Source organism: Coprococcus sp. BIOML-A2 (assembly GCF_009875795.1).
Taxonomy (GTDB): domain Bacteria; phylum Bacillota; class Clostridia; order Lachnospirales; family Lachnospiraceae; genus Coprococcus; species Coprococcus aceti.
In genome coordinates, this window is record NZ_WWSI01000001.1 from 61340 (window position 1) to 76265 (window position 14926).

General features: G+C 43.1%; 15 protein-coding genes. All 15 read right to left on the minus strand.

The features are described from left to right. Nucleotides 1–40: 40 nt before the first annotated feature. The 15 genes from GT575_RS00295 to GT575_RS00360 all read right to left on the minus strand — a co-directional run bounded on the left by GT575_RS00295 (nt 41) and on the right by GT575_RS00360 (nt 14922). A complete protein-coding gene (locus tag GT575_RS00295; protein WP_161171245.1) occupies nt 41–1231 on the minus strand; it encodes an EpsG family protein in 1191 nt (396 codons plus the stop codon). Nucleotides 1232–1260: 29 nt separating this feature from the next. After that, nucleotides 1261–2166, minus strand: a complete 906-nt coding sequence (locus tag GT575_RS00300; protein WP_243147817.1) for a glycosyltransferase — start codon at nt 2164–2166, stop codon at nt 1261–1263. 55 nt (nt 2167–2221) lie between these two features. Further along, nucleotides 2222–3181 carry a glycosyltransferase gene (locus tag GT575_RS00305; RefSeq protein ID WP_161171247.1) on the minus strand — a complete coding sequence of 320 codons (960 nt, stop codon included), beginning with the start codon at nt 3179–3181 and terminating at the stop codon, nt 2222–2224. Beyond that, nucleotides 3181–4263 (minus strand): glycosyltransferase, encoded by a 1083-nt coding sequence (locus tag GT575_RS00310; RefSeq protein ID WP_161171248.1) that lies wholly within the window; start codon nt 4261–4263, stop codon nt 3181–3183. The genes GT575_RS00305 and GT575_RS00310 overlap by 1 nt, the downstream gene beginning before the upstream one ends. A gap of 1 nt (nt 4264) precedes the next feature. Then, nucleotides 4265–5386, minus strand: a complete 1122-nt coding sequence (gene glf, locus GT575_RS00315) for a UDP-galactopyranose mutase (RefSeq protein ID WP_161171249.1) — start codon at nt 5384–5386, stop codon at nt 4265–4267. Nucleotides 5387–5518: 132 nt separating this feature from the next. Further along, on the minus strand, nt 5519–6970 hold the full coding sequence (locus GT575_RS00320; protein ID WP_161171250.1) for a sugar transferase: 1452 nt from the start codon (nt 6968–6970) through the stop codon (nt 5519–5521). Nucleotides 6971–7216: 246 nt separating this feature from the next. Next, nucleotides 7217–7987 (minus strand): hypothetical protein, encoded by a 771-nt coding sequence (locus GT575_RS00325; RefSeq protein ID WP_055223477.1) that lies wholly within the window; start codon nt 7985–7987, stop codon nt 7217–7219. Between the two features lie 93 nt (nt 7988–8080). After that, on the minus strand, nt 8081–8833 hold the full coding sequence (locus tag GT575_RS00330; RefSeq protein ID WP_161171251.1) for a CpsD/CapB family tyrosine-protein kinase: 753 nt from the start codon (nt 8831–8833) through the stop codon (nt 8081–8083). Next, entirely contained in the window at nt 8830–9648 is an 819-nt protein-coding gene (locus GT575_RS00335) for a YveK family protein (protein WP_022217120.1), read from the minus strand. Before GT575_RS00335 ends, GT575_RS00330 begins: the two co-directional genes overlap by 4 nt. A gap of 55 nt (nt 9649–9703) precedes the next feature. Then, nucleotides 9704–10714: an LCP family protein gene (locus tag GT575_RS00340; protein WP_161171252.1), complete on the minus strand. Its 1011-nt coding sequence runs from the start codon at nt 10712–10714 to the stop codon at nt 9704–9706. Between the two features lie 28 nt (nt 10715–10742). Further along, complete coding sequence (locus GT575_RS15280) at nt 10743–10868, minus strand: hypothetical protein (protein WP_015534756.1); 126 nt, start codon at nt 10866–10868, stop codon at nt 10743–10745. 55 nt (nt 10869–10923) lie between these two features. After that, complete coding sequence (locus tag GT575_RS00345; RefSeq protein ID WP_022217122.1) at nt 10924–11637, minus strand: CpsB/CapC family capsule biosynthesis tyrosine phosphatase; 714 nt, start codon at nt 11635–11637, stop codon at nt 10924–10926. Between the two features lie 263 nt (nt 11638–11900). Further along, on the minus strand, nt 11901–12656 hold the full coding sequence (locus tag GT575_RS00350; protein WP_015534754.1) for a hypothetical protein: 756 nt from the start codon (nt 12654–12656) through the stop codon (nt 11901–11903). Between the two features lie 131 nt (nt 12657–12787). Next, nucleotides 12788–13645 (minus strand): TrmH family RNA methyltransferase, encoded by an 858-nt coding sequence (locus GT575_RS00355; RefSeq protein ID WP_161171253.1) that lies wholly within the window; start codon nt 13643–13645, stop codon nt 12788–12790. After that, on the minus strand, nt 13642–14922 hold the full coding sequence (locus tag GT575_RS00360; RefSeq protein WP_015534752.1) for an O-acetylhomoserine aminocarboxypropyltransferase/cysteine synthase family protein: 1281 nt from the start codon (nt 14920–14922) through the stop codon (nt 13642–13644). Before GT575_RS00360 ends, GT575_RS00355 begins: the two co-directional genes overlap by 4 nt. Nucleotides 14923–14926: the final 4 nt, after the last annotated feature.

Consider the following 14926-nt stretch of genomic DNA (forward strand, 5'->3'; position numbering starts at 1 on the left):
CTTAAAACAAAACAGAAAGCATATAACCGTTCATTATGTCTTATTGAAAAGAAAAGTAAAATGGAAGGGTTCCATGCCATCCCAAAATCATATATCCACAAAACCAATATCCCAAGATAGTAATAAACATACAAGCTGTATTTCTATGAACCACTCCAAATTTGACATTGTTTTCTCGAAGTTTCGAGTAGGACATTGGCAACCAAACAATAAAGAAATATTCCATGTACCAAGTAATTCGAACAGCATAACTAGTGTGAAATAGCACAAACAGCACTGTATACACTACTACAGACATAAGCAGAATAATATTAGCCGAATTATACAGGTTCGATTGTCTCTTACTATACTTGCACAAAAAAAGTGGAACCACATACAATATCCATCTAAAAATGAGTTCAACATAGTTACTTTTAGTCAATATAAAATAATAACTATTTTTATTATGTCCTCCAGCGAATATATTAATATAAGTAATAAACCGTCGTGGAAGTATATTTACATCGTTAATCGCCCACATCAAAATATTCTGCCAACTTTGTAAAACAGCAATTAAAAGTATGCATGAAATCACAAATACCAATATTCTTAATTGCTTACTCTGAATTCTATAAAACCATATTCCAAAAAGAATAACTGCCAATCCAATAAACGCAGTATTATGAAACGATTGCGCCAACAAAATCAATATGATGAATTTTAACCATTTCTTTTCTACCAACTCAAAATAAGCAAGTAAGAGTAATGCAGCAGCAATTGACTGCCGCATAAAATTGAATGAAGCAATATAAAATATCATATAATAGACAAGTAATGTCACCCACATAGGACAATTCTTTCTATTCTTAATAGCAACAATATATATTGGGCATATGATTAATGCCTCTGTAAAGAAAAGTATCGCATTGAAATTTTTAAAAATTTTTGTGATAACAAACACAAACACTTCATATCCTGTTTCTGCAGAACCTTGTAGTAAAAATGACTGTAAACTACTTGAATTTAGGGCTTCCAGATAATACGGTTTTGCATATTGAAGAACATCCGTTCCCACCTTTTCTCCTCTAAATGCTGCAAAAAAACATGGAATTATAAGCGCAAGTAGGGAAAGGAAAATAAACTTTCCCTTACTTTTAGCCTTATCAGCTTGATTCACAAAATAAAGGGATGCTATAAACATTCCACTATATATCATTAACCTCCCTACCAACGCTACTACTTCATTTATCATCTCAATCATCCATTCCTAGCTATACTAAATTAAGGCTTAATTGTTGCACCAAGTCTTTCTTTTTTTCCGTCTTGATATCCTTTAAACAGCATTTTCATTACATCCAACTTATTACAGTTACATACCATGCAACAATATATTCTTTTAATTAAAAACAATATGGCATCCTTCTTTTTCCCAAATTGCAAAAAAGAAAACGTATAATTTCTTACGGAATAGTACTCTTTCCAAGCTGGTTCAATGTATACATACATTTCTTTTCCAAAAACTTTTTTCTTCTTGTATCCCCCCAGCTTCGGATGGAAATATCTTGAATCTACAACTGTAGCTACAAAAGCACCTGTGCTCTGCGCCCTTCTTAAATAATCATTTTCATCTCCTTTAATGAAAAACTTCCCATTAGGAAAGCCTATTTTTTCAATCAGGCCGTTAGAAATCCACGTTCCATTAAAAGGATTAATCATATCAACAACTTCATTTTCGGTAACAACAGAATTCAGCTCAGTTACACTTTCTATATGCCCAAGACCAAACGACAGTGTGTCTTTATCACTCAAAACCAACGAATTTAAAAGATACGGTCTCTGTGAATCATATCCTTTTTTTACAATATGCCGCTTCATATTTCCAAAGCAATCTTTATCCATTGGTCGTCCATCATCATCCATTAAAATATACCAATCATACTTATCCTCAAAGGCACATTGCAACCCATAAGAAAATCCACCGGCGCCACCACAATTACTTACCGTTCTACAGTACTTTATTACAGATCCATCATACTTATCTATAAGTGCTCTGGTTCCATCTGTACTACAATTATCAATCACATAGTATGCATCAATCTTCAACTCTTGATTATGTATAATCTCTATTATCTGTTTCTCAAGCAGTTCTTTTCTATTATATGTCACTACTACAGCACAAATTTTCATATTATCCAATACGCTCAACCTTAACTGATTGGCCTTCCTTTCAAAAAAAAATCTATTATTTCATTAAGTTCAAAACGGCTGTTGTGGTGCCGAATCCTAAATAACTTAAAAGACATGCTCCCCTAACTCGAATTGAGGCATATTTATCTCTTATGACGTCATTTCTTACCTGCTTTATGTTTCTCTCAATTAGCTTCTTTTCTGGTATCTTCTCCTTAATCTGAGCCAATATATGAAAGTTAGCGGCTACATATCTGCTCTTCGCAGATTGCAAAAGTTCAGGATAATTAATCATTATATCGTCCAGCATCATTTGGGCAGTTTTTATGCAATCCATTTTTTTTATAGTAAATTTTTGATTTTCTATACTTTCTTTTCGAATTTGGTATCGATACAACTCTCGCGTAGTAAAAGCTACTTTCTGGCATCTAAGTAACGCCTTATAGGTTGTAGGAATATCTTCATGAATTAACCCATCAGGGAATGAAATTCCAATCATAGTGTCTTTATGATACATTTTTCCCCATGCAGCGACATCAAAATCCTTTTGATACAGCATATTCTTTATTGCTTCTTCGGCATCAAAGCATCGATCGTTTATCCCTGCATGGCTATTAACAAGTGGACCACCTTTTTCAAATGTAGAATTCTTGCAAACTGCAACCTGAGCGTTATATTTATCAATTATTTTCAACATTTCTTCAACAAAATCATATTCCAAAATGTCATCACTATCAACAAATGTAACATATTCTCCTGTCATAATGTTCATTCCAGCATTGCGTGCTTGTGACAATCCACCATTAACTTTATGAATAACCTTTATTCTAGCATCATTTCTCGCAAATTCATCACACATTTGTCCGCAATTATCTGGAGAACCATCATCAACAAGAATGATCTCTAATTTTGTATAGGTCTGGTTGCAAATACTTTGCACACAAGCCGCCAAATCTTTTTCCACCTTATATATAGGAACAATAACAGAAACTAAATAATCTGTACTTTTTATCATCAATATCTACCCGCTATAACATTATTATAAAATTGAATATACTTTTTCTTCATCGCTTCAGTGTTATAAATCTCAAGGACATCCTGATAAGCTCGTTCAGGAAGTTCTCTAGGGAACTCTCTCATAACTGCTTTTATACGATCAGCATACTCCTCAGCCGTATCACACACATAGCCATTAACGCCATCGTTAATAACACTTTTATTTCCCATTGTATTGCTGACAAGAATCAATTTTTTAATGTACATATTTTCAATAAGACTCATTGCAATGGCTTCACCAAGGCTACACAAAATGAATGCATCTGCACCCTTAGCCATTGCTAAAGCTTCCTTACGGGGTTTCCATCCCGTTACTTCAATATTGGAAGCGGTCAATTCATTTTCGAGTTCTCCATTACCAATCCAAATAAACCTTGCATCTGGCACTAGCTCCGCAATTTTATTAAAAAGCTGCGGCTGTTTCTGAACACAAGCACGACCAAGTGTAAAGACAGTGAATTTGTCATTTTTCATGGGCTTTATACCATCAAGGGACGCTGAGAGATCTGCAAGGTTCACACCAGTCTCAACATAAGCTGTTCTCTTGGAAAACTTCTTTGCTTCCTCATCTTCACTTTCACAACAAGTAAGTGTAAGTGCACGATTTCCGAGAATCTTTTCAGCAAACTTACAGACTTTGCTCTTTTTCCCTGGCCCCATAAGAATATGTGCATATCCATGAGGTGTATACACTACAGTATTATTCTTTCCATTATACGCGAGTCTACCCAAACCACCTGCAACAGAGGAATGCAAGTGAATTACATCCGGCTGAACATCTTTTTCAATCTGGCGCAATTCTCTGATTGCTGCAATGTCACTTTTTAAGTTGATCAATCCATTAACTCCGACATTTTTCATTTCAATCAAATTCACTCTATGATTCAAGAAATCTTTGTAATTCTTAGGTGTCTGCGGTCTGAGGGAATATGCAAGATAGACATCAAAATCATCCACCATATCGTTGCAGAGCTGGGACACGTAAGTAAATACACCGCCTCCAAAAGCCTCACAGACCATTAAAATCTTTTTCTTTGCCATTTTACTCTCCCAGTTCCTTCTCACATTTGTCCAACACAGCAGCAATTACCTGATCCATATCGTAATACTTATACTCACCCAGGCGGCCACCGAAAATTACATTTTTCTCTGCCTCCGTTAACTTCTTATACTCAGAATAAAGCAAGCTGTTCTTAGCATCATTGACCGGATAATACGGCTCATCACCTGGCTTCCACTCGCTACTATACTCACGGCTAATAATCGTTTTGGGAAGATCATTTCCGTTCTCATCTTTTCCAAATTCAAACCATTTGTGCTCAATAATTCGAGTCCACGGTGTTTCACGGTCAGTATAGTTCACCGCAGCATTGCCCTGGAAGTTTGGTTTATCCAAAGTTTCCGTTTCAAAGCGAACAGAACGGTATTCCAATGTGCCCAGCTTGTAATCAAAATAAGCATCAATCGGTCCAGTATACACTATCTTATCAGCCAGCGCATCCAACTCGGTTTTATTCTCTAGATAGTCTGTGTTCAAACGAACCTCAATAGCATCCAGCAAATTGGCAATCATCTTAGTATAGCCACCAATAGGAATGCCCTGATAAAGTGCATTGAAGTAGTTATTATCAAAAGTCAAGCGAACCGGAAGACGCTTAATAATAAAAGATGGCAGCTCTTTACAATCACGTCCCCATTGCTTCTCAGTATAACCTTTGATAAGCTTCTCGTAGATATCCCGCCCCACAAGGGAAATAGCCTGCTCTTCAAGATTCTGTGGCTCGCCAATAATTTCTTTGCGTTGTTCCTCAATCTTAGCAGTAGCTTCCTCCGGCGTTACAACTCCCCACATCTTGTTAAAAGTGTACATATTAAAAGGCAAAGAGTACAACTCGCCCTTAAAATTTGCTACGGGGCTGTTTGTAAAACGATTGAATTCTGCAAACCGTGTGATGTAGTCCCATACCTTTTTATTATTGGTATGGAAAATATGTGCGCCGTACTTGTGGACGTTGATTCCCTCGATATTCTCTGTGTATACATTGCCCGCTATGTTTGGTCGTTTGTCTACTACTAAAACAGATTTTCCATGAGCTTTAGCCTCATGTGCAAAAATCGCTCCGTAAAGACCAGAACCTACTACTAAATAATCAAATTTTTCCATAATTTACTCCTCCACCATTACCTGATTCATACCTCTTTTTTCTATGTACACATCCGCTATTGGCAAATGGCATTCTTTCTAATTTCCCCATGTTTTATCTCACGTTCTCCCATTGCCTGTATATTATAATTCCTACTTTGATCCTTCCCTTCCAAGTACAACCTTGATAGTCTTAAGAACTATTTTAATATCCAACCCAAAGCTCCAGTTTTCTATATACTCCGTATCCAGTCTCACGACCTCCTCGAAGTCCGTGATGTCGCTTCGGCCGCTCACCTGCCACATTCCGGTGATACCCGGTTTCGTAGCAAGACGGCTCTTGTGGTGCATCTCGTACTGCTCCACCTCAGAGATGAGAGGCGGCCTGGTTCCAACCAGTGACAGATCCCCTTTTAGCACATTGAAGAACTGTGGGAACTCGTCTATGGAGAAGTCCCTGATATACTGGCCGATTCCCTTCTTCTTGGTGCCGTCCGACAGGATCTTGTTGCCTATGACTCTCGGATCAAAGTCCATCTTGAACATCTTAGAATCGCTCATGGTGTTCTGCGCCATGAGTTCCTTCTTGCGCTCCTCAGCGTCCATGTACATGCTTCGGAACTTGTACATCTTGAATATCTTGCCGTTCAGTCCCACTCTCTCCTGCTTGAAGAAGATCGGTCCCGGGGACTTGATGTATATGATAGGTCCTATGAATATGGTGAGGATAAGCGTGAATACGCTGCCCACCAGACCACCTATTATATCTGCCGTTCTCTTGAGCAACATCTGCTTTGGTGTTGCGTAGTTCATCATGGTCGTGACCACGGTCTCACCATTTATCTTCTGGATGAGCTGCTTGTCGCCGTGGGTCTTCACGATGGATGATATACACATGTGAACCGTGATGCCGCCCTCGACAAATGCCTCTATCAGGGTGTTCGCATATCCGTATGCTCCGCGCACATCCACGTATATCTCGTCCACCCATGCGGTTCTCACATAGTCAACTGCGGTGTTGTAATCCGCCACCACCGGCACTCCCTGAATCTCCTGACCGACGAGATTGGCATCTATCACCATGACTCCTACTATATCAAACCCGGAGTAGTTCTTCTCCTTGAGGCCTGCCACCACTTCATCTACTACATGTCTGGTGGTCATGACCAGGAGCTTCTTGCCCTTGCCATGCTCTGCATATTTCTCGAGATGCTTCTTCCACAGGCTCCTCACTGCAAATGTAGCATATACGTATATGGCCCACATGAGCAGTATAGTAGTTCTGGAATATATAGATGTATCCTTGAGGACAAACACATACAGAAGGAGCAGTGCAACGATCACGAAACCGTTCTTGAAGCTGGATATGAATTCCTTGAAGTATCCTCTTCTGATGACGCCCTCATATGTATTCAGAAATATCATGGCTACTATATCCGCCAGCTCCGTGATGATAGCCAGCGCGAGATAGTCTCTGTTCGCATACGGATTTACCATGCCGTGTCTGATCTGGAATGCCACAAGAAATGACAATTGAAGTACTATAAGATCCAGCAGCATGAAGTCAAAGTGCTTCAGCCAGCCTTTTGCGCCTTTCTGATACATAATTTTCTCTCCTCATCCTCTGTCGTCAGGGTCATATTTGTGCCCGCATGACCCGGTCTGTTGATTCATACATGAAATGACTCAGCCCGTGTGATTGTCGGCTGAACCTTTTCATCTGTAAACCATGTTACTCATTAAACGGTCTGTTATTTATCACCCACACTGGCGGCGCGGAACGTCCTGTGGCATGGACATTCGTTTTGCGCCACCGGCTAGGGCTTGGAACTATTTAACATAGCAGGTTGATTATTTAACCTTGTAAATAATTGACTTGCTGTATGCCTTGTAGTTCTTTGTTGCAGCAACCTTAACAGTGATTCTTACCTTTGTGCCCTTCTTGACACCCTTACCAACAGTAATCTTGCCATTCTTAACCTTGACCTTCTTATTGGCTGACTTGTAAGTAACCTTTGCCTTTGCCTTAACACCAGATACAGTGATCTTCTTCTTAGAAGCATTTACCTTAACCTTAACAGACTTCTGAGCAGCCTTGTTAATTGTGTAGTAAATTGTCTTTGTACCCTTGTAGTTGTTGATACCCTTTACGGTAATCTTATACTTGCCAGCGTTCTTAGCCCTAGTTACACCAGTAATCTTGTAATCAGTACCTCTCTTGAGAACTGTGTTACCATACTTAACTGTAACCTTGGTTGTCTGATTCTTAGCATTGTATGTCTTTGCAGCAGCAGTAGCCTTGTAGCTCTGCTGTGCGTTAACTGTGTACTTAACTGTTGTATCGCCTGAATAGTTACCTATTCCCTTGATCTTAACTGTGTATGTACCAGCCTTTGTTGCCTTAAGGCTTCCTGAAACGACTTTGAAATCCTTGTTCAGGGTAAGTGTCTTACCGTTAACAACAATTGTTGTTGTCTGGCTCTTTGCATTGTATGTAAGCGACTTTGCTGTAGCAGACTTAACGTTTACCTTAGTTGGTGATGATGTAGCTGCAAATGCAACTGTTGGCACCATCATTGCGATACATACAACTATAGCCAAAAGCTTCTTTAAATTCTTCACAATAAATTCCTCCTTCCCAAAAAGTTCTATTGTATTGAATATATGATAAAACGCCCTGCACGCCACTATACATGGCGTTATATCCAAAGTGAATTATTTTGACGGGGTACTGTCGCTGGAGGCTGCAGCCTCTTTGCCGTAAGTGCCATAACCATAGCCGTACTGGCTATAGTATTTGCCATACTTGCCGTAGTATTTCTTGTATGCTCTACCCGTTGTCTGGGCTCTGTTGAGTATGACTCCAAGCAGCGTACAACCTACCTGGTCAAGCTGCTGGAATGACTGTTTGATGAGACTTCTTGATGTCTCACCTGCTCTGACTACCAGAGCTGCGCCATCGCACAGTGATGCGATCTGAGCGGCATCCGCCACACTGCCAAGCGGTGGCGAGTCTATAATGACATACCTATATGTCTCTGCCAGCTTGTCAAGAAGCTCTGCAAATCTGGCATCCTCCAGAAGAGCCGATGGGTTCTCCAGAAGGTTCATACAAGGTACGATGCATGCATTTTCTACCTGTGTTTCATAGATGACATCCTCCATCTCAGACTGTCCCGACAGGAAATATCCAAGATCAGGAAGCTTGTCAGCATCCTTTATATGATGTCTCTCCTTTATGACTGACTTACGAAGATCCACATCCACCAGCACTGCAGGGAATCCTGCCTCGGCGAGCATCTTCCACAGGTTGATCGCCACGCTGCTCTTGCCCTCATTTGGCATGCTGCTGGTTATGAGTATCTTTCTTGTGTTCTTACCACAGAACTTTATGTTGATCCTGAGACGGTTCATCGCCTCCTCCACTGCATATGGGAGTTCCTGAAACTCTATGTTAAGCTTCTTCATGCTCTGACCCTCTCTTTCCTGTTGTGTTTCTTTCCAAATTCATCCTCTGTGTCGTCTGTCCTGAACTGATCACTCTCAGGTATTGTCGTGAGCGGTACTATTCCGAAATACTTCTCCATGTCGTCTGCTGAGTGGATCGTGTCATCCATCAGGTATCCCACAATGACGATCAGGCAGTAGATGAGTGCTCCAAGCAATGCACCTATGGCGGTGTACTTAAGGTAGCTTGGTCCGACCTTCTGGTCTGCTACCCTTGCAACTTGGGCTATGTTAGGTGCGCTTGTGCTCATGGTATCCGGGAGATACTCTATCGACACGTTTGCCAGTGTATTTGCAATGTCACATGCCTGTTGCTTGTCAGTGCTTGTGACCGTGATCTTCAGGACTCGTGTGTCTGAAGGATTCTCAAGGGTTATCATCTTGGCAAGCCCCTCTGAGTCCATGTCAAGGCCGAGCTTTTCGATGACCTGGTCGAGAACCGGATAGCTGAGTATCAGGTCTTCGTAATCCTTGGTCAGGGATGAACCGATGTTCAGATCCTGGAGATTTACTATGGAATCATCTGATGCTGATACCACATACAGCTTGGCTGTCGACTGGTATGTCGGCTTGATCAGGAAGTATGCAAATGCGTTGAACAGCACCGCACCGATCAGGAAGCACAGTATGATGTATGGGAGCTTCTCAAGAAGCGCCATTCCCATGTCCAGTAGATCGATTTCGGTTTCATCATCCTCTGTATTCTTGTATGTGTTCACTGCGGCTATATGTGTGGTCTCATCCTGCACAGCAGCCATTTTCTTGTTGGAATTCATATATTCCCTCCATCCGTTTTTTTGTATCTATATCCCCTGCATCAAATGTGTGATGCTAGTTATATTCCTTGTAGAACAGCTCTACGATCGCCCGCTGAAGGCTGTCCGCATCCGGCTCCACCTCGACAAATCCGAGATCATCTATGGTCTCTGTTCCAGCTATCGACACCGTTCCGGCATCCTTTTCCTTGAGAACAAGTAGCGCCAGCTTGGAGAATTTCTGTGAGCTTATGTCAGTCACCATGTAATCTCCCAGGGCGTCATATATGGTCAGTGGATATGTGTTATCCTCGCTACACTTTGCCGCCAGGTTATCCTTGAGTCCTGCCTTGTACACCTCCTGACGCTTCATTCGCTGGGTGTTGGATTCATCTCCCACATCGAATCTGTCATGGATAAAATGTACTGCCTGCTCATCGGTCAGTGTGATGGTCTCTCCCTGCTTCATGGTCTTATCCACCTTGGAGAAATCATCCTCTATGGTAACCGTGACTCCGCCAGCCAGATTGTTGATGGTTCCTATGGCCCCCATATTCACCGCTGCGTATCCGTCTATCTTCTGGCCGCCAAGGAAGTTTGACACCGCCTTGACCACGTTCTCGCAGCTTATCTCCATTCCGTCACCATTCTCATGTGCCAGAGCAAGCTGTGCCGGGCTCGTTGCAACGTAGGTTCCGTCGGGATCCAGTGTATCCTGCTCCACTATGGTATTTCTGTCTATGCTCAGCGTCTTGTATGTTCCATCTGTCAGGTCTCTGACCATCAGCATGACCACATCGCATCGGCCTGCCCCCTCATAATCGGTGACTTTCTGAACCTTGCCCATGTTGTCGATTCCCATAAAAAGATATGTTTCTATATTCTTCTTGGGAACGTATTTGACTCCGTCCACCTCGATCATGCCTTCAACCGCCTGTGTGCCCGATGCATTGTGTGATGCATTTCCTTTTGTCGGTCTGAGTGCTATCGCCAGTGCAATGCATACGACCAGTATGGCTGCGATCACAAGTCCAAGCTTCTTGTATATTCTCTTTTTTTCTGATAGTGTTCTGTTCCTGTATGACATATGTATCACCTCGTTGGAATGTAATGTGCTATCTCAGAACGTTCAGCATAAGCAGGTCTGTTCCCGCTGTAGGCCACTTCTTCTCGCACACAATAAGACCACACAGTATTATGAACAGCACAATACTGATGATTATCGCTGTCTTCTTAGACATGTTGTTGTCCTCCATCTATCTGTTTATCTTTTACATGTTTCGTTGTTATTGCTGATTATGGGTGTATCTGATGTTCTTTCAGGAGCTTTGTTCCGTAGCTGTCCATGTTCTCCAGGAATTCATGTCCCAGCTTCTTCTCCAGCACCTCGCGGCCCAGCCACAAGTTCGGCACCCTGTGATGCATACCATGGCAGTCGCTTCCTATGATGTGTGCCTGTCCTTTCTTGAACATCTTGAGCATTTTGCCCTTCTGTCTGAAATCCAGAAGTGTCTCCGCATTCACCTGCACCGTAACTGGCAGTTCAAGGATCTGTCTCACATATGGCTTGTTGCCTGGTATTTGTAAGAATCGCTCTATATGAGCTAGTATGATATGGAAATGTCTCTTCTCAATTAAGTCTCGTACTTCCTGCACTACCGAATCACTCCATGTCACAAACGGCATCTCCAGCAACATGATATCAGTTCCTTCTACTTTTAGTGCGTCCGTTTTCTCCGCTCTGCTTATTCCTGCAAAGAACGCGACCTCTGCCCCCATTATAATCTGCGGTATGTCCATATTCTCAGCCATGACTTTATCATATGCTTTCTGTCTTGAATCAATGAACCTCTCCACAGTATTTGAATCAGCATAAAAGTGCGGCGTTGCTATCATAGTATCCACGCCGTGCTCTTTGCACATCCAAAGCATGCCTATAGATGTCTCGACATTCCTGCTGCCGTCGTCTATACCCGGCAGTATATGTGAATGAAAATCTATAACACCCATGTTTTCCTCCTGTTTTCTTTATAAAAAACTATAAATATTTATATAGGAAAATTCTTTATCCATGCTCACACCCTAATTTAACAGTTTCTTCACAATTTTTCAATTCCATTTGCGATTTAAAATCGACAAAAATCCTCGTTGATTTTTCGCTTAACTATACAATTTGTATAAACCACTTTATTTTCTTAATCCAATTTCTTCCATAATAAAAAAGCGGGATATGATATTTCATATCCCGCCGTGTCAATCTCTTCTTTATTCTATTATACATACATCTCCGAGCCGTTGCCCAGGCAGTATATTCCAAGCTGTCCGCCCTTGCCGCACCCGCAGTCGATGGCAACGTTGTTGTTCTTCTTAACGATCTTGCCCTCACCGCCGAGCTCTGTGGTTGGCACATGTCCAACGACGAGTGTTCTGTTCTTGTAATATGTCTTGTCCAGGTCTGCTGGCTCTGTGATGAAGTCCTCTGTGTCGTACTCATCCAGTTCCTTCTTCGGATCGAAGTTTCTTATTCCGGCGTGAACCAGCACAAATTTCTTTCTCGCCATCATCACTTCGAGGAACGCTTCCTCAGAAATCTCATCTATATACTCTATGACATCCTCACGCTCTTCATCGTCAAGCTGCAGGAACTCCTCCACCGCACCTGAGAGCTCTTCTCCAAGCATGGATGTTATCTTGTCTACCAGCATCTGTGGTGGCACCTCACCTGTGGACTGGATATGGTCATTCAGTGCCTTGAGTGCCTGTGTGATCTTGTACTCGTTCTCACCGACAACTGCGATGACATTATCTCTGCTCATCATATCCTGAAGTATCTTCATGGATCCGCCGCCTGCTCCGATTATATTGCCAAGGACATACAGGACATCCTCGCCCTCAAGAGTGCTGATGACTGCCTCCTCGTTCATGATGTCCTCTTCCTTTATATCGTCAAGGTTCTGAAACTTAAGTTTCTTGAGTGCTCTCTTGTATGCCTCATAATCCCCGTTAATTCCTGAAATAGCATAAAACATGTCTATCATCCTCCTAAGTCTTTTCCTTCTGCCGACTGTGAGCCTGTCCGTTCACGTCCTGACTATTATAACATATTTTCCATATCCTGTAGATATGTATGCGTATTTTTTGAGGGAGGTTTTTCGACGTTTTACGAGCGCCTGCCAAGCTCCCAGAATGCCACGGCACTGGCTGCAGCCACATTCAGGCTGTCCACTCCGTGATACATTGGTATCTTCACTGTGTAGTCGCTGGAATCTATGGTCTCTGTCTTGAGGCCTTCTCCCTCGGTTCCCAGTATTACTGCAAGTCTGTCGATCTGCTTCAGCTCCGGGTCGTGTATGTCTATCGTGTCATTTCTTAGCGCCATGGATGCCGTCCTGAAGCCCATACTGTGAAGTTGTCCCATCCCAAACTCCGGCCATATGTCATGATCTGCTTTATTGTGTGCAAGACCCAGGGTGTCAAATGTAATATATGTCCACGGTATCTGGAACACCGTTCCCATGCTGACCCTTGCCGCCCTCCTGTAGAGCGGGTCACTGCAGCCCGGCGTGAGCAGTACAGCATCCATCCCGAGTGCCGCCGCACTTCTAAATATCGCTCCCACATTTGTCGGGTTCATCACTTCCTCAAGCACCGTTATTCTGGTGGCATGTTCACACACGCTCTCAACAGACGGCAGCTCTGCCCTCCTCATGGCGCACAGCATCCCCCTTGTCAGGGCAAATCCCGTGAGCTTCGTGAGGACATCAAATGGTGCTGTGTATATCGGTATATCTCCGCACCGCTTTATTATATCCGCGCACTGTCCTTCCACGTGCCTGTCTTCCAATAGAATGGACACTGGCTCGTAACCCGCATCCAGTGCCCTCTCTATGACCTTTGGACTCTCAGCTATGAACAGCCCGGAAGCCGGTTCATATATGTGCGCCAGTTGATTCTCTGACATGCGCGCATATATATCAAGCTCGGGTGCCGAAAGGTCGGTTATATTTATTATTCTCATATCTGTACCTTATCCAGTGCATTTTCAAGATCTGCTATTATGTCTTTTACATTCTCAATGCCCACCGACAGTCTCACAAGATCAGGACTTACTCCTGCCGCCAGAAGCTCCTCGTCATTCATCTGTCTGTGTGTAGCTGATGCAGGATGAAGAACGCATGTATGTGCATCCGCCACATGTGTTGCTATCATCGCAACCTTGAGTTCCTTCATGAAGGCCTCCGCAGCAGCTCTTCCTCCCTTGACGCCAAATGACACAACTCCACATGTGCCGTCCGGCATATACTTCTTAGCACGCTCGTAATACTTGCTGCTCTCAAGTCCAGGATAATTTACCCAGGCTATCTTATCGTGTGCCTCGAGGAACTTCGCAACCGCCAGTGCGTTCTCACAGTGACGTGGCATACGCACGTGAAGCGACTCCAGTCCAAGATTGAGCATGTACGAATTCATAGGTGCAGGTATCGGGCCGAGATCTCTCATAAGCTGTGCCACGATCTTGTTGATATATGCGCCGCCCTGGCCGAACTTCTCTGCGTATACCACTCCGTGATATGACTCATCAGGTGTGGTGAGTCCTGGGAACTTGTCTGCGTGTGCCATCCAGTCGAATTTGCCTGAATCCACGATTGCCCCACCCACGGTTGCATCATGTCCGTCCATGTACTTCGTGGTGGAGTGTGTGACTATGTCTGCGCCCCACTCTATAGGTCTGCAGTTGATCGGTGTGGCAAATGTGTTGTCCACGATGAGTGGTACTCCGTGTGCATGTGCCGCATTTGCAAATCTCTCTATATCGAATACTATGAGTGCCGGATTGGCTATGGTCTCGCCAAACACGGCCTTGGTGTTCGGTCTGAACGCTGCCTCAAGTTCCTCGTCCGAACAGTCAGGATCCACAAATGTGAATTCCACACCCATTCTCTTCATGGTCACAGCAAAAAGGTTGAAGCTTCCTCCGTATATGGTGGATGATGCCACAACGTGATCTCCCACTCCGGCAATGTTGAATACCGAGAAGAATGTTGCTGCCTGTCCTGACGATGTGAGCACTGCTGCCGATCCCCCCTCCAGGGCACATATCTTTGCTGCCACATAGTCATTTGTCGGATTTGCAAGTCTGGTGTAGAAATAGCCGCTCTCCTCAAGGTCAAACAGCTTACCCATATCCTCGCTCGTGTCGTACTTGAACGTTGTGCTCTGTACGATCGGTATCATTCTTGACTCCCCATTCTTAGGCTGGTATCCAGCCTGTATACACATAGTCTCTCTTTCCATTATT